Genomic DNA, 20,133 nt, shown 5'->3' with positions numbered 1-20,133 from the left:
AAATCATGTGTTTATTAAATAAATGAGGTGTAAAAATGAGTGGTTTAACTTACAAAGATGCTGGTGTAGATATTGAAGAAGGCGCGGTAGCAGTCGAAAAAATGAAACAATATGTAAAGGAAACATTTACTAAAGGCGTACTTGGTGGACTAGGTGGCTTTGGCGGTATGTTTGAACTTGACTTAACAGGTTATACAAAGCCAGTTTTGGTATCAGGTACAGATGGTGTAGGTACAAAACTTAAGATTGCGATTATGAAGGACCAGCACGATACAGTAGGTATTGACTTGGTTGCCATGTGTGTCAATGATGTACTTGTACAGGGGGCAAAACCACTTTTCTTCTTAGACTATATTGCAACAGGCAAGTTAGAGTCTGATAAGGTAGCTGACCTTGTAAAAGGTATCTCTGAAGGTTGTAAGCAGTCTGGTGCTGCACTAATCGGTGGTGAGACAGCTGAAATGCCGGGCTTTTATTCTGATGATGAATACGATATGGCTGGTTTTACAGTAGGTATTGTTGATAAAGATAAAATCATTGATGGCTCAGGTATTGAAGAGGGTCAAGTTTTAATCGGTTTACCTTCTACAGGTGTTCATTCGAATGGTTATTCCTTGGTTAGAAAGCTTTTCTTTGACGCACTTGATTTAGGCATTCATGATAGAGTAGAAGAGCTAAATTGTACCGTTGGTCAAGCTTTAATTACACCGACTAAAATATACGTTAAAGAAGTTTTAAAAGTGTTAGAACAAGTATCAGTTAAGGGTATGGTTCATGTGACTGGTGGTGGTTTCATAGAGAACATTCCAAGAATTTTACCTGAAGGTATGGGTGTTGATATCACTTTAAACTCATGGCCACAACTTGATTTATTTAACTTTATCCAAGACAAGGGTAAGATTCAATTAGAAGAGATGTACAAGACCTTCAATATGGGCATTGGCTTTATTATGATTGTTGATAAGAAGGACCAAGACAAGGTATTAAAGATCATCTCAGATATGGATGAAAAAGCTTATGTCATCGGTCAGGTAAAGACAGGTCACGGTGTTAACTTATGTTAAAGAGGATTGCAGTATTGATATCAGGTGGCGGTACCAATTTGCAAGCAGTGATAGACGCTTGTGAGTCTAAAAGGGTACCTGGTCAAGTTGTAGGCGTTATATCCAATAAAGCAGATGCTTACGGCCTGAAAAGAGCGGACAATCATTTGATTTCAAGTCATGTGATTTCTCGGTCTAACTATCCAGATAAGAAAGAAAGAACAAAGGCACTTATAAAATCACTAGAATCTATGAAACCGGATTTAATTGTACTTGCAGGTTTTTTAGAGATTTTACAACCAGAGTTCATTCGAGCTTTTTCTGATAAAATCATTAATATTCATCCTTCATTAATTCCAAAATACGCCGGTAAAGGTTATTATGGTATGAAAGTCCATGAAGCTGTTATTAAAGCAGGGGAAGCTTTTAGCGGCGCGACTGTTCACTTTGTCGACGAACATGTGGACACAGGTCAGATTATTATACAAGAATCATTAAGGGTGGCTTCAGACGAAACACCTGAAAGTTTACAAAAAAGGGTTTTAAATATAGAACATAAGATACTTATAGAGAGCATCAACAAATGTCTAAGGAGTGAGGTTTAAGATGAGAAGAGCATTGATCAGTGTATCGGATAAGACGGGTATTGTACCTTTTGCAAAAAAGTTAATTGAAATGGATATTGAAATTCTTTCGACGGGTGGTACTGCTAAGAGACTGAGAGATTCAGGTCTTAAGGTAACAGATGTATCAGAAATTACAAAATTCCCTGAATGCTTAGATGGTCGTGTAAAAACGCTTCATCCAGTTATTCATGGCGGTATCTTGGCTAGAAGAGACTTAGATTCTCATATGGGCCAGTTAAATGAACTTGGCATTGATACCATTGATTTTGTTGTTATCAACCTTTATCCATTTAAAGCGACTATAGAAAAAGAGGGTGTAGAGCTAGATGAAGCCATTGAGAACATTGATATCGGTGGTCCAACCATGCTTCGTTCTGCAGCTAAGAACTACAAAGATGTCACAGTTATTGTTGACCCAAGTGATTATGCACCTGTTTTAGAGGCTTTAGAAGAAGGGGATGTAAGTTTAGATAAGAAGTATGAACTTGCCTTAAAAGTATTCAAGCACACATCAGAGTACGACACTTTAATTGCAGGTTACTTACGTGAGAGAATTGGCGAAAAATACCCTGATACAATGACACTTGCATACGAAAAGGTAGAGGACTTAAGATATGGTGAGAACCCTCATCAATCGGCAGCCTTCTACAAGGAAGTTAAAAAGACAAAAGGTACTTTAGCAGATGCCAAGCAACTGCATGGTAAGGCTCTATCATTTAACAACATCAATGATGCAAATGGTGCTTTGGAGTTATTAAAAGAGTTTACAGCGCCTACAGTAGTAGCTGTAAAACATACAAATCCATGTGGTGTTGGTTCTGGTATTGACATGTATGATGCTTATACAAAAGCATATGAGTGTGATCCACAATCTATCTTCGGTGGCATTATTGCAGCTAACAGAGAAATCGACAAGCGTACTGCTGAAGAAATCAACAAGATTTTTATTGAGATTGTTATTGCACCTAGCTTCAGCAAAGAGGCTTTAGAGGTGTTAACTAAGAAAAAGAATATCCGTTTACTTCAACTAGACGACATCTTAACAAGAGAATTCTCTATGGACATAAAAAAAGTAAGCGGTGGTATATTGGTTCAAGATATGAATCATGCTTTAAAAGATGACATTGAAGTAGTGACAGAAAGAATCCCAACAGGTCATGAAATGGAAGCTCTAGAGTTTGCATGGAAGGTATGTAAGCATATTAAGTCAAATGGTATCGTTATGGCAAATGAAGATCAGACTTTATCGATAGGACCTGGTCAAGTAAGTAGAATATGGGCGCTTAACAATGCCGTTAGAAACTCATTTATGGATCTAACAGGTGGTGTTATGGCATCTGATGCCTTCTTCCCATTTGAAGACTGTGTTAAGGCTGCTGCTGAAGCGGGTATAAAGGCGATTATCCAGCCAGGTGGTTCAAAGAATGACCAAGCGTCTATTGAAATGGCTAATAAGTATGGTATAGCTATGGTATTTACAGGAATGAGACATTTTAAACACTAGGGGGTCTTATGAAGATATTAGTAATTGGAAGTGGTGCTAGAGAGCATGCGATTGTTTGGAAACTTAAGCAGAGTCCAAGGGTGAAAGAGATTTTCGCAGCCCCAGGTAATGCTGGTATAAAAGATCTTGCAAGATGTGTTTCTATCGCTGCTGATGATTTAGAGGCTCTTGTAGATTTTGCTAAAAAGGAAGCCATCGACTTGACGGTTGTAGGCCCTGAAGTGCCACTGGTTTTAGGGGTTGTTGATGTTTTTCAGGAAGCAGGCCTAAAGATATTCGGACCCAACAAACAAGGTGCTATGTTTGAAGGCTCTAAGGCTTATTCAAAGGCATTTATGGAAAATCATCACATTCCAACAGCTAAGTACAAGGAATTTACAAACTTGGATTCTGCCAAAGAATATGTGGATATGTTCGGTTTCCCTTTAGTAATAAAGGCAGATGGTCTTGCAGCAGGTAAAGGCGTGGTAATTTGTGAAAATCATGAAGATGCCATGGATACTCTAGATAAAATGATGCAAGACAAGGTCTTTGGTGATGCAGGTTCTAAAGTAGTCTTTGAAGAGTTCTTAACAGGAATTGAAGCTTCTATATTATGCTTTGTTGATGGCAAGACCATTAAGCCTATGGCGTCAGCTCAAGACTATAAGAAAGCTTACGACAATGATTTAGGCTTGAATACAGGCGGTATGGGTGCATACTCACCGAGTAGATTATTTGATGAAACATTAAAAGCCCATGTGGATGAGGAAATTTTACAACCTTTTATGAAGGGTGTACTAAGTGAGAACATCGACTATAAGGGTATCATCTTTATTGGCTTGATGATAGAAGATGGCCAAGCTAAGGTAATTGAGTTTAACTGTAGAATGGGTGATCCTGAAACTCAGGTAGTCTTACCAAGAATGGAGAATGATCTTTTGGATGTCCTTGAGGCTTGTGTTGATGGCACTTTAGAAGACATTGACTTAAAATGGTCAGATAAACAAGCTGTTGGTGTTGTTATGGCCTCAGGTGGTTATCCTGAAGCTTATGAGAAAAATAAACTTATCAAGGGACTTGACCAGGTAGATGCGATTGTCTTCCACGCTGGTACAAAAGCAGACAATGACCAGGTATTAACCAATGGTGGTAGAGTTTTAACGGTTGTCAGCTTAAATGAACATTTAAGCCAAGCGAGAGCACATTCTTATAAAGAACTAGAAAAAATTAATTTTGAACATATGATGTATCGAACAGATATTGCAAAATCACAATGCTAGCCATTGTGATTTTTGTTATAATTAAGATATAAGTCATGATAATGTGTACTTTTATAACAATATTGTGTATTTTTCTGTTATTGTCCAGTAAAATAAATTAACAGAATTTTTAGATAGTTTATGGGTATCAATCTTTTAGGGAGATGTTTATGAATAGAGAATTAACAGCAAAAATAATTACGACGATAAAACGGCGTGTATCTAACTGGCGTTTTCTTTTGATGATGCAGTTGAAAAAGGACTTTTTATTAGATGCCATATCATCTAAGTCTTTTTATCATGTCTTATTAAAACATGTGGAGAATAAGGACTTTACTTGTCAAGCTTTAAAAAATGCCTACGAAACCATCTATGCAGATATCTTTGATGAGCCTATGAAAGAAGATTTTTTATCGGTCACCTATCAATATGTCTTATCAAAGTCCTTTCCAGATGCCGTTACTATAGAACTGGATTTTGATTCGAAACCATTTGAGCTTTATTTGACCATGTTGAGGGTCTTTTCTGAGTTTCAAAAGCAGTCAGAGGACGACACTTTTATGAGTGTTTATCCCTTTGAACTACTCACAAAGGAAGAGGTCTTATCTCTTGAAGATCAGAGTGAATACAAAACATTTTCTGATGCCTTTAACAATCAATACATCTATGAAATGATGAAACTGAATTATGAAGTGACGGGACATTCGACCATAGAACATATTCTAGGTGTTCATTATCTTGCCTTAAAACTTGGTAGACAGTTGAAGGCTTGTGGTGTTGATATAGACCTGGGAAGAGTTTCAGGTGCAGCTGCAGGTCATGATATCGGTAAGTTTGGTTGCAGACCGGAGGAGTCCAAAAAGATTGCCTATTACCATTATTATTATACCTATCACTGGTTTAGTGAACTGGACATCAAGTATATCAAGAATGTAGCTGTGTATCACTCGACTTGGGATTTAGAACTTGAGAGTCTGAGCGTGGAATCGCTGATACTTATTTACTCTGACTTTTGTGTAAAAAGATCTAAGTCAAAGCCAGGTAACTTTAAGATGAAATTCTTAACAGTAGATGAATCATTTAAAGTTATATTAGACAAACTTGATAACTTGGATGATAAAAAAATCAAGCGTTATGAAAAGGTTTATCTCAAGTTAAAAAACTTTCATATGTATTTGGGATCTCTTGGCATAGATACTGAGGTTCAAAACTACATAGGCCATAGTTTGCCTGAAAAGAAAAGTCATGTTAAAACAGCATACGATATACTTGATCATGGCCAAAAGATAACTGATCATATCAAGGTCTTAGCAATTGAGAAGAGCATTCAGCTCATGCATCAACTAAGACATGTGGAAAGTTTGAATGAACTAATACAAGTTGCCAAAGATGAAAAAGATGTTTTGATGTTAAGACGTTATCTCTTTATATTTGAAGAGTATTCTACCTATCTGACACCAGAACAAAAGCTCATTACCATTCATTTTCTTAATAATTATATGATACATGGTGAAGAAGATGTCAGAAAAGCCTCTAGTCAGCTGATTGGTCAGCTGATTGCAGACTATGATGAAAACTATACTAAGGAACTGCCTGAAAGGGCTCAAGTAACCTATACGGTTGAAACCAAGTTCAACCTCATAAAGTCCATTATCAATCACTTTATTTATGATGATATAAGGCTGACGCCTATTAAAAGACAGCGCCAAATTACAAGTCATAAGGAGCTTTTAGTAAGCTTATTTAGACATGCTGACGATAGTTTTGGAGATATGTTGTCTAGTTTATTAATGTCTTACTATGAGAGAGATTTAGATGCTGCAGCTGTTATGTTTATGCTTGAGATCGTTGAAGTATTACCAGAAAGGTGTCTTCAAGGACATTATAAAGACATCATAAAGTTTATTGAAAAACATTTACATTCTACAGATGATATCAGAATGATGGCCTTGATGCAGTTGAGAAACTTACTAAAAACGACTTCATCCAATCAAATCATAGCGTCGTTGACTTCAAGACCAAGATGTCAAACCGTCGTTGAATCCTATTTCTTAGAAGATTTGATGGAGACTGGAGATGACTTGTCTATTGAAGCAGTAAAGTCGAGTATGTATTTAAGTAATCTAAAATCTGCTACACCTAAGACTGTTAAGGTCGCTCAAATTGACATGCTGTATAGATACTCATTGATACAAGATGAAAAAGAAAAATTTTATACTTCCATGCACTTTTGTAATATTCTTAAGGTTTCTGAGTTTGAGTCTGTAAGAAATAAGGCTGGAGAGTGTCTGCTTAACTTGTTTGAAGAGCTTACCAGTGAGCAGAAGAATGACATAGTTATTGAGCTTATTCGAGCACTTGAAATAGAAGGTTATGGTTTTACACGTTATATGCCGCACTATTTAGGACAGCTGGTACCAACATTAGAAATCAAGGAATACAAAGAGATTGTCGAAGACATTAAAATAAAGATGAACAATGCCGGTGTTAGAATACGTGTACTTTTACTCGATACACTGGGCACAATGATTCAGAAATGGTTGAGTCTAGGCTCTTTAGAACACATGGATGACCTACTTGGTTGTGTATTTAAAGGTTTCTATTCAGGCGACAAGCTGACGTCTCAAAGTGCTTTCAATGTCTTGTCAAAAGAAATTATTGGTAATCTTGACTTGACCTTAGAAGAACGTCATAAGATATACGGCATGATTTACAAGAAGCTTCATTTCTTTTTAATGGACAACAATCAAGATCAATTGGATATATTTAATTATTCTGTTGGCCTTCATTATGTTTATAAGTTTATCGCGGACTTTGAGTTTTTTAGTGGAAACATGACTTATAAAACCTTTGATAAGGTTGCCTTTTACAATGGTACATTTGATCCCTTCTCACTGGGGCAAAAATCTGCAGCTGTAGATGCTTTTAAAATGGGATTTGAAGTTTACATTCATATTTCTGAATTTCAGTGGCGAAGAAGAACGCAACCATCATTGATGCGAAAAAAAATTGTGGATATGTCCATAGCAGATCAGATGCATGTCCATACATTTCCACAGCACATGCCCATTAACTTAAGAAATAGTGATTACTTGAGGAAATTAAGAGGCCAGTTTAAAGATAAAGATGTCTACATCATCGTTGGTGAAGAAGCCTTGATACAAGACCACCTTTATGATGATCCAGAACATGATATCTTTGATATGCCTCATATTATCTATAAAAGAGATTCTATCAAACATACAGAAGAACATGAAGACTTAATTAAAAAGCGCATTGGTCTTATGAGAAACGACGTCATAATAAGATCTCTAGAGTACAGATACGATATGATTGATGTTGCTCAAATTCGTCGTAATCTTGATAAAAACTGGGATTCCTCTGATGTCATTGATGATTTGGCTATGTACTTTATCAAGAAAAACCGTCTGTATAAAAATGAGCCACAGTTCAAGTCTGTTGTAGCTCTTAGTGATATGGCGGTTAAAGTGATTGCACTAAAGTCGTATGAGAATTTGGAAGAGACGTGCTTAAAGTTTGATATACCTTATGACCGTATCAAAGGACTCTATCAAGGGCAAGCTGGATTAGAGCGTGAAATCTTAATGGTCGTAGAAGCTTCGACAGAAGAAGTTTTAGCTTTTACCGTATATGCTAAGGCGAAGCGAGAACATTTATTTGAAGAAATAAAGAGTTTAGATGTTTTAAAAGAAATAGCTTCAGAGAAGATTGAGAAGATTGTCATCGTAGATGAAATTGCCATGAAGCCCACCCAAAAGCATCATGCACTTGATCAAATCATTTTAACAGAAACCTTGATGCATTTAATACCACAAGGTTATGAGTATGCAGTTGTAAAATGTCATGATCCTCATAAGATGAACAAAGAAGTTAAGGGAGTTATTGTAAAAAGTGGCTTTGTTGAACATAGGTGTACTTATTCAGACGAGCTCTTGTTTGCAGTCGATATGCGTAGACCTGTTGTGATTAACTTAGATGGTACAACAAGGATGAAAGCAGATTATAGGCAAAATGAGTCTATACGTTATATGATTAAACTTGTTAGAACAAACTTACAACAAGCTTTGGTCAACCTTTATCCAGGTATCTTAGTCTTATCCTTTGATCGGTCCATGCTGTACAATCATTTGATTAGAGAAATTACTCGTAGAAATCAAGTAACTGTTGTAGATAATGGCCAAGTGGGTTCTTCAATATGTGTGCCTTATGGTGATATCTTTAAAAGGTGGCTATTGCCTAATACCATTACAAAGGCTTTCCATACAGAACGTTACTATGATGAGGAAATACTCAAATACGATGTATGGTCTTATCCTGGTTATATTTCCATTGAGGACCAGGCGCGGGTATTAAAGGCTTATGATAAACCCATCATACTTGTGGATGATTTGGTGGACAAGGGCAATCGTCTTAAAGCCATCAACCGTTATCTGAAAAAGGAAAGTATTGAGGTGGACGAAGTTGTAGTAGGCATCATGTCTGAAAGGGGGAGAAAGCTGTTTGAACTGGAAGGTATGAAGATTTCTAGTGCTTATTATATCCCTAAAATACGTGTTTGGTTTAATGAATCAGATGTTTATCCATTTATAGGAGGGGACTCTGTTAAAAGGCAAGCCACTTATAATTTCTTACCGTCAGTTAACTTGATGTTGCCATATGTGTATCCACGTTATATAAAGGATGTTTCAAAGGCGGCCCTATTTGACCTATCGAAGGTATGTCTTGAAAATGCCCTTGTTATCTTTGGAGAAATAGAAAAAGTTTATTCCGAGATCAACAATAGGATACTGAGTTTAGAGCATTTAAGAGAAGTTATGATAACACCGAGGGTACCTGATATTGGTGAACATCTTACTTATGATGAGAATTACAAGCCTACAGATTATTTGAGGAGTCAACTTCTAACCTTAGAAAAAATGAAAGCAGCATTTAGGGACACGTAAGTGTCCCTATTTTAAATTTCTAGATTGAGTTAAAAGTTGTATGAGCTTGTTATAGGCCCTGTCATAATAAACTGGCGCAATATCTTTTGCCCATGAGCACACGTTCACACATAATGTGAGCATATATAAGTCCATGGTTTTATGCATGTTTTTGTCCAGTTTTGAATAGGTCCTATAGCCTTCAAAAAATGCCAGTTCTGCTTTAGGGTTTTCTGGAAAGTCTCTTAACATGAGATGGGTGAAATCCGCATTTTTGTCCCAAGGCCTGCACAGTTCAAAGTCAAGAATGGCCTTGAATTTTCTCTGACCGTTTTCTTTAGAAATAAATATATTTCTAGGTGAATAATCAAAGTGAGTCAGTGTGGGGCTTGTTATATAATCAAGAAGAAACAGGTTGTTTTCTATCATTTTTAGACCATGGAGCAGAAAATCCTTGATATCATGATCACAAGATTTTACCTTGTCAAATGCATAACGGTTACTTTCTAAGAAGGCTTTCTTAAAGTCGCTGTATGGTTTTACAAACTTAAGATTTGCATCTAGACTGCCGTAATGGTCAAACTTCTTATATTCATGAAGTTTAGCCAGCTCCTCGCCCATGGACTTATAAATATCCAGCAGCTCATCTTCTGGAATATGCTTCATGATTTTATCCATTGGCATGCCGTCTAACATCTCCATTAAAAGCCATTCTCTTTCCTGACCAAATGTTCCAGAACTCACTAGTTTAGCATGCTTAATTTGAGATTGGTCAAGTAATTTCAAAGTAGAGATTTCTCTGCCGCCATAGGTATCTTGATAGTAATATTTAAAGGCAAAATCGCCTTCTTCTGTCTTAACCTTATAGACCAAATGTCTTCTAAGTTCATGATTGCCAATCGGTAGGAGAACAACATCCTTTTTTAGGATGCTCTCTACAATTGCCTGCATTTCGTTTCTTGAATATCTTTGTACTGCCATAAGCCCTCCTTAATAAATTTATACCACGAATCACCTGATTTAAGCAAAATGTCATTATCACAATTAAATATAGATAGATTCTCTAATTTGGGGTATTATGTAATAGAAGGAGAAGTGTATGAAAAAACAACTAGAGTATGTAGATAGTATTTTAAGAAGTGACCCTTTAAAAGCATATGAGATGGTCTTGGATTTTAAGGAGAAAATTCAAGATATAGAGTTAAAAGTTGAAGCTAAGATCTTAGAAGCTAGAGCTCTAATCGTTATGTCTAGGGTGTCTGAAGCTGTAAAAATAGCTGATGAACTCTTAGCTATGATCAATAAACATGGCTTTGATGAGAAAAAAACAACTGCTTATAATATTATTGGTACAATACAGTTTGAATTTATAAATTATGACAAGGCCCTAGAGGCTTATATGAAAGGTCTTGCAAATATTAAGGCCTATCCAGATACGGATACTGAGGCTATGATCCTCAATAATATTGGGGACATATACAATCATTTAGAAATGTTAGATGAAGCCCTAAACTATTTCTATATGAGTCTTGATTTGGCCAAAGAAAATGAATTTCACTCTTTGGTGGGGATTTGTCAGCTAAATCTTGCAGAAGTTCATTTTAAAAAAGGTGAGTTTGAAACTGCCCTAGATCAAATCAGATTAGCCATCAATTACTTTTCTACAGAGGAAGATTATATCGGTATTTCTCATGCCCATTATTCTATAGGTAAAATCTATAAGACAATTGGCAATTATGAGGAAGCCAAATCTGAACTGAACTTATCTATTACAATCATGAGAAGGCTCCATGAAAAGCATACTTTGATTCAGGCCTATGAATTGATGATTGAGATATTGATCGATGAAAAAGCTTACAATGATGCCTTGGAGTATGTAGAAGATGCCATGCAGATCAGTAAGATTCTTGCCAATAAGAAAGGTTTTGGTGACATAGCGCTTCATGCTGCAAACATTTATGAGATTCAAGAAAACTTAGTTGAAGCCATCAAGTATTATAAGATGTTTGCTGAAACGAGAGAGACATATGAAAAAGATATTGAAGAAGAACATCAAAAGAACATCGATGCCCAGATCAATATTGAAAAAGCCATGCATGAAAAAGAAATCTATCGCTTGAAGAATGTTGAGCTTCGTAAAAAAACGGATGAGATTCAAAAGCTTTATGAAGATATGAACACCATCAATGCTATTAGTCAGGATATTACATCAACCTTAGATATTAGAAAAATCTTATATGTCTTGTATGAAAACATCAATAAGCTTATGGATGCAACTCTTTTTGGTATTTTTTTATACGATGAGAAAAAGCAAAAGCTTTCAACGGACCTAATGCTTCAATATGGTGAACCTTTAGAAGCGATAGAGTTAGATATTGAAGATGAGTCAAGTATCATTGCTTGGGTTGTAAGAGAAAAAGAAGCGATTTTTACAGAAAACTTCTCTTCAGAAAAAGAAAAATATAAGAAAGATTTCGATAGAAACAACTTGGGACATAATTCAAAGTCCATTATTGCGATTCCTCTGATGATACAGGAGAAAGTAGTGGGAGTTATGACAGTTCAGTCTTCTAATGAATCTGCTTACAATTCTTATCATTTTAATCTCTTGATGACTTTGGCATCTCATATAGCCATTGCCATAAAGAATTCACAAGAATCTCTCAAGTTATCAACTGAGATTAAAGAGAGAATAAAAACACAGAATAAGCTGGAAGTATTAAATGAGAAATTGTCACATATGTCTTATATAGATGCTCTTACAAATATTCCTAACAGACGATCGTTTGTCGATTATTTTACAAGAGAGCTACATAGGGCTAAAAGGCAGCAGGAACTTGTAAGTCTATTGATTATTGATATTGATTTCTTTAAGGAATACAATGACAACTATGGTCATGTGGAAGGTGATAAGTGTTTATTCTTAGTAGCCAGTCTGTTAAAGCGTGCTTTGAAACGTGAAATTGACTTTGTTGCGAGATATGGTGGTGATGAGTTTGTTGCGGTCCTATCAAATGTTGATTACGATGGTGCTTTACAAGTAGCAGAAGAAATGACTTATAACATCAAAGACCATGCCATTGAGCATACTTATTCGCCTATTGAAGACATCATTACCATTACAATTGGTGGTTACAGTGTGATTCCATCTAATGATATGACTATGGAGCAAATCATTCATAATGCAGATAATGCTTTATATGTAGCCAAAGATAAGGGGAGAAATCAAATCAGTTTCTACAATGATATGGAGTAGTTTTGAAGAAGAGATATATTGTCATCAGTATAGTTTTAATACTAGTTGCTTTTATATGGATCAACAAAGCATCGAATGAAGCAACTGCAATAGGTATAATAGGTGGTGTAGATGGGCCTACAGCTACATTTGTAGCCACTAGAATACCTTCGTCAATTAGCATAGAAACGGTATTATTGATAGGAGTTCTTTTTATTATTAGTATCATTATATGGTTAAAAAAACGGTAGATTAACTACCGTTTTTCTTATGCCACTTTGACACGTGGCTCTTTTACTATTTTTGTTTCCCAAGTACCTGTTTTATAGATTGCATAGCCAATCAGGCAAATAATCAGGTTACTCAGTATCATGGCATACCATACAGAGTTGGTGCCAAGGTTTGTAAAGTTTTTAAAGATAACAATAAGCGGAATCCTTAGTAGCCATAGTCTACCAGCAGATATAAAGAGTGATAAGCCAGTATGACCTGAACCGATAAAGGTGCCATTTAAAACTGAGAATGCCGCCATAAGTGGTATGGTTGCAATAATGAGCTTTAAGTAAACCGTTGCCTGACTGACCACTTCCGGTACATTGTTAAACTGTAAAATAATCGGCTCTGCTAGGACAAAAATGATAGCCCCACCTGCAACGAGTATGCCTGATGAAAGTAAGAAGGAAACCTTAACCGCTGATTTAGCTCTAGGCACATTTTCAGCACCTAAGTTTGTTCCAACAATAGCACCCAGTGCTGATCCGATGCCCATAGCAGGCATAAGGATCAAACCTGTAATACGATTTCCAATACCAAAAGCTGTAAGAGTCGGCACACCAAATCCAATAACAAAGTTATTTAATACCCCAAAACCAAATGATGACATGACGCTTGAGATAGAAGCGGGTAAACCGATTTGAAATATTTGTTTAATAACAATCATATCTAACTTTAAGTCATGATAGTCCAGTTTCATATGTCTTTTAGATTCTTTAAACAAAGAACCTATGGCAAATACTATAAATAAGCCTCTTGAAAAGATTGTTGCAATGGCCGCACCGGCAATACCCATATCGAATACAATCATTAAGATTGGATCAAGTATGATGTTTAGGGTAACAGATAATATAGAAAATAACATAGGTGAGAAAGTGTCACCTTGAGATTGTTTAATTGCATTAAATGTGAAGAAAAGAAAAACAGTTGGCAGACCAAACATCATAAGTCTTAGATAGATGATGCCATTTTCTAAAACGGCGCCTTCAGCACCCAGTAGTTTGACGATTAGTGGTGTAAATATAGCACCGATAATCCCTAGAATAAGTGATGATATAAAAGAAAAAGATAGGGCTTGCGCAGCGACTTTTTTAGCATGGTCTTCATTACCAGATCCAATATATTGAGATATTAAACTGATACAGGCTGTTGAAATTCCTGTTCCTAAAGCCAAAAGCATACCGATTGCTGGAAATATCAAAATGATAGCAGAAAGCATTTCGCCTTCGAAGCCGTTCATCATTTCATACTGGCCAACCCAGTAGGTGTCAGCTAAATTATAAAGTGTCTGCATCAAGTTGGACATCATAACGGGCAGTGCCATCATCAAGACAACCTTGACCATTGGCGCCTTTAACATCATTTCTTTTTTGTTTTTCATAGAACCTCCCAAATTCATCAGTATTCATTATATCATAAATGTTTCGGATACAGAAATAAATTTTCTGTAGTCAAAATAAATTATGTGTTAAACTGTTTAAAAGAGGAGATTAGATATGATTCTAGAGAAGTCAGTTATTGACAATATGCTGTTAAAAGATGTGATGGATCATGATATTTTGCTTTATGATAACCGTGATTTCAACTTAGAAAGAGCAACAGGTCAACTATTAGATAAGGGTCATAAGTTTATGATGATCAAGAAAAAGGACCAATATGCCATCTTATCAAGTTACGATGTTCTTTCTTTACATATGAATAGAAAATCTTTAGAAGATAAATGGCATGGGGCCATTGATGGTGGTATGACCATAAAAGATTTTATTGAAAAAACAGATGATTACAGGTATTTTGGTGTTTATTCAAACCATGTGCATGGCTTTGTGGATAAGCAAAAGATTTTATCTATGTATCAACAGGTAGACGATGAGAACAGCGTTTTGATAACATCCATACTGGACAACATCCATATGGCCATCTGTATCATCGATACCTCATGTAGAGTTAAGTTTTGGAACAAGAGTGCTGAGAAACTCTATCAGATATCTAGAGAAATCATGTATAACAATGTCTTAACGGATTTTTTCCCAACGGCTCTTTTGCCAACAGTACTCGATACAGAAAAGAAATATGTTGATGTCTACAATCTACCTAGAGAAGGTTGCCATAATCTAATCACTGCCAGTCCCTTATATCAAGATGGTATTTTGATTGGAGCAATTTCTTACGATAAAGACATCTCTGAACAAATAAAAATTACAGAGGACTTAAAGAAAAAAGAGTCTAACTTGGAAGTACTACAGAAAGAATTACAAGCCATTGGTGAAGAAAGATATACCTTTGATACCATGGTAGGAAATGATCCTTCATGGGTTGAAGTTGTTAAACTGACAAGAATGGTTTCAAAATCCATGTTGAATATTTTGATTTCTGGTGAATCAGGTACTGGTAAGGAAGTCCTGGCAAGAGCCATTCACCATGAATCGACTAGAAGTGGTCTGTTTGTACCTATAAACTGTTCTGCTATTCCTAGAGACTTATTTGAATCAGAACTCTTTGGTTATGAATCAGGCGCCTTTTCAGGTGCGTCGACATCTGGAAAAGTTGGACGCTTTGAGTTTGCTAGTGGTGGTACCCTGTTTTTAGATGAAATAGGTGATATGCCGCTTGAAATGCAGGCCAAGTTATTAAGAGTTTTAGAAGATGGTGAAGTTGTACCAGTAGGGAGTAATGAGCCAATCAAAGTTGATGTAAGGGTGATTGCTGCTTCAAACAAGGATCTTTTAGAGCTGAGTGATCAAGGTCTCTTCAGAAAAGACCTGTATTTTAGGTTAAATGGTATTGGTGTTCATCTAGCGCCTCTACGTGAAAGACCTGGCGACATTGAACTGATTGCAAGAAAGTTTTTAGAGGACTTTAAAGAAACTTACGGCTACAGAAATTTAAATATGTCAGATGATATCATGTTACTTCTTAAGAACTATCACTGGGAAGGTAATATTAGAGAGCTTAAAAACATCATTGAAAGAATGGTCATCTTATCTAAAAATAATGGTCTGCATGACATATCAGATGCTTTTTTACCAGATGTTATCAGGAACATGGCCATTAAGATGAAGGTAGGACCTTCTTATTCTTTAAATGACTTGCTTGAAAAGACAGAAAAAGAAGCCATACAGTCAGCACTTGACCAATCAAGTTCAAAGGCTATGGCTGCCAAGCTTTTGAAAATACCGCGTTCTACCTTGTACTTTAAGATGGACAAGTATGGCTTAGAGTAGGTGTCAGGATTCTGACTGCGTGTCAATATTCTGACGTATTCAAATGATTGTGAATGTTATAACAATATTCTAAATTGTCTGAATAATCAAGTGTTTTCAAGATGTCTAAAATTGGCACTAAAAAAGTATAAATAAATAAGACGAATAGGACCTGTCAGAATTCTGACAGGTCTTCTTTTTATGTGTTGAAAAATAGCCATTTTATTTTGGCATGGTTTGTGCTTTATATAGGGCAAATATTGATATAGGGGGGAAATATGAGAATTCATGAACATCCAGTATTGGACTTTAAAAAGGGTAGAGAAGTAGAATTTACATGTAACGGTCAAGTCATTAAGGGTTATGAAGGCGAAACCATAGCGGCAGCACTTCATGCAGCAGGCATCAAGGTATTAAGTCATAGTCATGAACATCATCGACCTAGAGGTTTCTATTGTGCAATCGGCAATTGCTCTTCTTGTTTAATGGAAGTAGATGGCGTTGCCAATGTAAGGATATGTACAGAACCTCTGAAAGAGGGCATGGTGGTTAAATCTCAAGAAGGTAAGGGGGCAATCAAATGAAGCATGTAGAAGTTTTGGTAGTCGGTGGCGGTCCTGCTGGACTATGTGCTGCAATATCTGCAGCTTCAGCTGGTGCTGAGGTTATGTTATGTGAAAGAAGTGACATCCTTGGTGGTCAGTTAATTAAGCAAACACATATGTTTTTTGGATCTGAAAAACAGTATGCAGGTACTAGAGGGATAGATATTACAGATATTCTAATTGACCAGTTAAAATCATTTGAGAAGGTTGAAATCTTAAAAGATGCAAATGTACTGTCTGTTTATGAAGATGGTGTTATCTCAATAGAACAGAGAAACAAGTATTTTAAAGTGCGTCCGGAACGCATTATTATAGCGACAGGTGCTTCAGAGAAATCTCTAGCATTTCCTAATAACGACATGCCTGGTATCTATGGTGCAGGCGCCGTTCAAACACTTATGAACATTCACGGTGTGAGACCAGGTCATAATGTACTCATGGTTGGCGCAGGTAACATTGGCTTAATTGTTTCTTATCAGTTGATGCAGGCAGGTGTTAATGTTAAGGCGATCTTAGATGCCTCTCCAACAATTGGGGGTTATTTGGTTCATGCTTCTAAGATCAGAAGAATGGGTGTACCAATTTTAACAGGACATACAGTAAAACGTGCTGATGGTATAGACTCACTTGAATCTGCAACCATTGTTCAACTTGATGACAAATGGCAACAAGTGCCGGGTACAGAACAAACTTTTGATGTAGATGTCATGTGTGTATCGGTAGGTCTTTCACCACTTTCTGAGCTCTTATTCCAATCAGGTTGTGAAATGAGATTTGTTAGAGAATTCGGTGGTTATGTACCACTTAGAGATAAAGATTTAAAAACGTCGTCAGACCAGATATACATCGCAGGCGATGTTGGTGGTATTGAAGAAGCTTCTAGTGCAATGGTAGAAGGCCACATTGCTGGACTTGCTGCTGCAAAGAGTATTGGTAAAGTACATGATGATTTTGAAAACTTATATGAGGATTATCATGCACAACTTTCGTCACTAAGAGCAGGTCATGCTGGCGATCATATTCGTGCTGGTATGGCAAAAGCGAGTTTATAGGGAGGGACTTATGTTAGAAAAAACAGGTATAGCATCTGAAGAACAAATTGAAAGTAGCTTTCCTTCAATGGAAAGATTGAATAAGGGACCAGTAGCAATTATTGAATGTTTTCAAAGAATACCATGTAATCCTTGTGCAACTTCGTGTAAACGTGGCGCTATGAAGCCTTTTGAAGATATCAATGACTTGCCAGTCATTTATCATGATACATGCAACGGTTGTTCACTTTGTGTATTCAACTGTCCAGGATTAGCCATCATGGTTGTAGACTACACATATTCTGAAGATAAAGCGTCTTTTAAAATACCATATGAGTTTTTACCACTGCCTGAAAAGGGACAGATTGTTAAAGGTTTAAATAGAAATGGTGAGGAAATCTGTGATTGTGAAGTATTAGGTGTTATGAATAGCAAGGTGATGGATAGAACACCATTAGTAACCGTGGCTGTAGATAAGGAACATTTAAAAACATTTAGAAATATTAAGGTGGTGTCATAATGGAAGATAAAACAATTGTATGTCGTTGTTCAGATGTAACAATAGAAGAAATAAGACAAGCCATTAATGATGGATATACCACATTTGATGAACTGAAACGTGTCTTAAGAACGGGGATGGGACCTTGTCAAGGTAGGACATGTATGCCAATTATTTTAAGAGAACTGTCTATTATGACTGGCACACCAATAGAAGAATTAACACCTGGTAGAAATAGACCACCAGTAAATGCAGTTTCTTTAGGTGCAATTGCTGATGCTAAGGAGGATGATGATGAATAAGAAAGCTGATATTGTAATCATAGGTGGTGGTATCTCAGGTGCTGCAATTGCCTATAACCTTGCCAAAAAAGGTATGAAAAACATCATCGTTGTTGAAAAAAGATTTATAGCTTCAGGTGCAACTGGTGCTTGTGGTGCTGGTATTCGTCAGCAGTGGGGCACAGAGATGAACTGTAAAATTGCAAAAATGTCATGTGAATTCTTTGAAACCGCTAATGAAGTTTTAGAATACGATGGGGATATAGAGTTTAAGCAGGGTGGCTATTTGCTACTGGCAACGACTGAAAAAGAGAAGGAGCAGTTTAGAAGAAACATCAAACTTCAAAATTCTTTAGGCATTGAATCAAGAGAGTTGACTTTAGATGAGGCAAAAGAAATTGTACCTATATTAAATACAGACGGTTATGTCTCTGCTGCTTATTATGAAAAAGATGGTCACTTAAATCCATTCCATACAACGCTTGCTTTTGCAAAGGCTGCTGAGAAGCTGGGTGTTGAATTTATGAAATACACAGAAGTAACAGATATTGTTGTTGAAAATGGGCAAGTAACATGTGTTGTAACAGACAAAGGTTTGATTGAAACCAATCAAGTTGTTAATGCGGCAGGTGGGCATTCGCAAGATATCGCTAGAATGGTTGGTGTAGACTTGCCTATCTATTCAGAAAGACATCAGATCTTAGTTACAGAGCCGATAGATCCAATCTTATCAACAATGGTCATGTCTTTTACAGGTAATTTCTATTGTCAACAAGTACCACATGGTGGTTTGGTTATGGGACGTGGTGATGCTGGTGAACCAAGAGATGGCAACATCAATTCAGGATGGCACTTTTTAGATGAGATGGCTAAAACCATTACAGATTTATTACCTCCACTAAAAAAGGCTATGGTAATACGTCAATGGGCAGGCCTTTATAACATCACACCTGACAGACAGCCTATTTTAGGTCCTGTTCATGAAGTTAAAGGTTTTTACCTAGCTGTAGGATTTTCTGGCCATGGTTTCATGTTTGGTCCTGCTACAGGTATTTTGATGGCAGAAATGATTATGGGTGAGGAAACTTCTATTGATATCAGTGCTCTTAACCTGTATAGATTCGAAAAGGGTGAGCTTGTTTTTGAACCATCAGTTGTGTAGTTTAGTAATACTTTAATTGGTTTTGTTAAAAGTATAAAAAGGTATAACAATTGGTTGTTTTTTCAGAAAAATAAGTTTATAATTCATATAAGGCAAAGAGAATAGGGAGGTCGTATTGAAAGTTTTAAATGTGGCGATAGAGAAATGTATCAGCTGTGGCGCTTGCGAGGAAAAGTGCTCAACGCTATTTAAAAAAGAGAACAACAGAGAAAAATCATGTATTCAGATTTTACCTAAGAATGGTGGTAGACTCATTAATGTCTGTAATCAATGCGGCAGATGTATTGATGTCTGTCCAGCTGAAGCTTTAAAGCGTGATGCCAATGGTATTGTTAGGTTAGATAAGAATAGATGTGTTGGCTGTCTGATTTGTGTAGGTTTTTGCCCAACAGGTGCAATGAGACAACATGATGATTACTTGGTACCTTTTAAATGTATTTCATGTGGTCAATGTGTAAACGTTTGTGAACAAGACGCACTTAGCTTATAG

General features: G+C 36.5%; 16 protein-coding genes. 14 read left to right on the top strand and 2 right to left on the bottom strand.

From position 1 onward, the window contains the following. Positions 1 to 35 precede the first annotated feature (35 nt). From purM to EZV73_RS20405, 5 genes are all read left to right on the top strand, one after another. Positions 36 to 1,064: a phosphoribosylformylglycinamidine cyclo-ligase gene (gene purM / locus EZV73_RS20425; protein WP_240842282.1), complete on the top strand. Its 1,029-nt coding sequence runs from the start codon at positions 36 to 38 to the stop codon at positions 1,062 to 1,064. Continuing rightward, positions 1,058 to 1,648, top strand: a complete 591-nt coding sequence (gene purN / locus EZV73_RS20420) for a phosphoribosylglycinamide formyltransferase (RefSeq protein WP_240842281.1) — start codon at positions 1,058 to 1,060, stop codon at positions 1,646 to 1,648. The genes purM and purN overlap by 7 nt, the downstream gene beginning before the upstream one ends. 1 nt (position 1,649) lies before the next feature. Further along, entirely contained in the window at positions 1,650 to 3,173 is a 1,524-nt protein-coding gene (gene purH, locus EZV73_RS20415; protein ID WP_240842280.1) for a bifunctional phosphoribosylaminoimidazolecarboxamide formyltransferase/IMP cyclohydrolase, read from the top strand. 8 nt (positions 3,174 to 3,181) lie between these two features. Beyond that, the gene (purD, locus tag EZV73_RS20410) at positions 3,182 to 4,435 is read left to right on the top strand and encodes a phosphoribosylamine--glycine ligase (RefSeq protein ID WP_240842279.1); all 1,254 of its coding nucleotides are present in this window, start codon (positions 3,182 to 3,184) and stop codon (positions 4,433 to 4,435) included. Between the two features lie 149 nt (positions 4,436 to 4,584). Continuing rightward, entirely contained in the window at positions 4,585 to 9,378 is a 4,794-nt protein-coding gene (locus tag EZV73_RS20405) for a hypothetical protein (RefSeq protein WP_240842278.1), read from the top strand. 6 nt (positions 9,379 to 9,384) lie between these two features. Here the strand turns inward: EZV73_RS20405 and EZV73_RS20400 are convergent, their stop codons facing one another. Then, a complete protein-coding gene (locus EZV73_RS20400) occupies positions 9,385 to 10,338 on the bottom strand; it encodes a phosphotransferase family protein (RefSeq protein WP_240842277.1) in 954 nt (317 codons plus the stop codon). A gap of 118 nt (positions 10,339 to 10,456) precedes the next feature. On the opposite strand from EZV73_RS20400, the gene EZV73_RS20395 reads away from it, so the two are divergent. Both EZV73_RS20395 and EZV73_RS20390 read left to right on the top strand, forming a co-directional pair. After that, on the top strand, positions 10,457 to 12,613 hold the full coding sequence (locus EZV73_RS20395) for a diguanylate cyclase (protein WP_240842276.1): 2,157 nt from the start codon (positions 10,457 to 10,459) through the stop codon (positions 12,611 to 12,613). Positions 12,614 to 12,615: 2 nt separating this feature from the next. Next, on the top strand, positions 12,616 to 12,843 hold the full coding sequence (locus EZV73_RS20390) for a sodium ion-translocating decarboxylase subunit beta (protein ID WP_240842275.1): 228 nt from the start codon (positions 12,616 to 12,618) through the stop codon (positions 12,841 to 12,843). 17 nt (positions 12,844 to 12,860) lie between these two features. On the opposite strand, the gene EZV73_RS20385 is transcribed toward EZV73_RS20390, so the two are convergent. Beyond that, on the bottom strand, positions 12,861 to 14,246 hold the full coding sequence (locus EZV73_RS20385; protein ID WP_240842274.1) for an MATE family efflux transporter: 1,386 nt from the start codon (positions 14,244 to 14,246) through the stop codon (positions 12,861 to 12,863). A 115-nt stretch (positions 14,247 to 14,361) separates the two neighbouring features. Here EZV73_RS20385 and EZV73_RS20380 point away from each other — a divergent pair, with 115 nt between their 5' ends. The 7 genes from EZV73_RS20380 to EZV73_RS20350 all read left to right on the top strand — a co-directional run bounded on the left by EZV73_RS20380 (position 14,362) and on the right by EZV73_RS20350 (position 20,133). After that, positions 14,362 to 16,086 (top strand): sigma-54-dependent Fis family transcriptional regulator, encoded by a 1,725-nt coding sequence (locus EZV73_RS20380; protein ID WP_240842273.1) that lies wholly within the window; start codon positions 14,362 to 14,364, stop codon positions 16,084 to 16,086. 257 nt (positions 16,087 to 16,343) lie between these two features. Beyond that, complete coding sequence (locus EZV73_RS20375) at positions 16,344 to 16,649, top strand: (2Fe-2S)-binding protein (protein WP_240842272.1); 306 nt, start codon at positions 16,344 to 16,346, stop codon at positions 16,647 to 16,649. Beyond that, positions 16,646 to 17,722, top strand: a complete 1,077-nt coding sequence (locus EZV73_RS20370; RefSeq protein ID WP_240842271.1) for an NAD(P)/FAD-dependent oxidoreductase — start codon at positions 16,646 to 16,648, stop codon at positions 17,720 to 17,722. Before EZV73_RS20375 ends, EZV73_RS20370 begins: the two co-directional genes overlap by 4 nt. Before the next feature lie 10 nt (positions 17,723 to 17,732). After that, positions 17,733 to 18,221, top strand: coding sequence for a 4Fe-4S ferredoxin (locus EZV73_RS20365; RefSeq protein ID WP_240842270.1), 489 nt, complete (start codon positions 17,733 to 17,735; stop codon positions 18,219 to 18,221). Further along, on the top strand, positions 18,221 to 18,502 hold the full coding sequence (locus EZV73_RS20360) for a (2Fe-2S)-binding protein (protein ID WP_240842269.1): 282 nt from the start codon (positions 18,221 to 18,223) through the stop codon (positions 18,500 to 18,502). Before EZV73_RS20365 ends, EZV73_RS20360 begins: the two co-directional genes overlap by 1 nt. Then, the gene (locus EZV73_RS20355) at positions 18,495 to 19,643 is read left to right on the top strand and encodes an FAD-binding oxidoreductase (protein ID WP_240842268.1); all 1,149 of its coding nucleotides are present in this window, start codon (positions 18,495 to 18,497) and stop codon (positions 19,641 to 19,643) included. Before EZV73_RS20360 ends, EZV73_RS20355 begins: the two co-directional genes overlap by 8 nt. A gap of 115 nt (positions 19,644 to 19,758) precedes the next feature. Further along, positions 19,759 to 20,133, top strand: a complete 375-nt coding sequence (locus EZV73_RS20350) for a 4Fe-4S binding protein (protein WP_240842267.1) — start codon at positions 19,759 to 19,761, stop codon at positions 20,131 to 20,133.

The sequence above is a fragment of the Acidaminobacter sp. JC074 genome, assembly GCF_022496765.1.
Taxonomy (GTDB): domain Bacteria; phylum Bacillota; class Clostridia; order Peptostreptococcales; family Acidaminobacteraceae; genus JABXKX01.
Note: the sequence above shows the minus strand (reverse complement) of the source record. Positions and strands in the feature narration are given on the sequence as shown.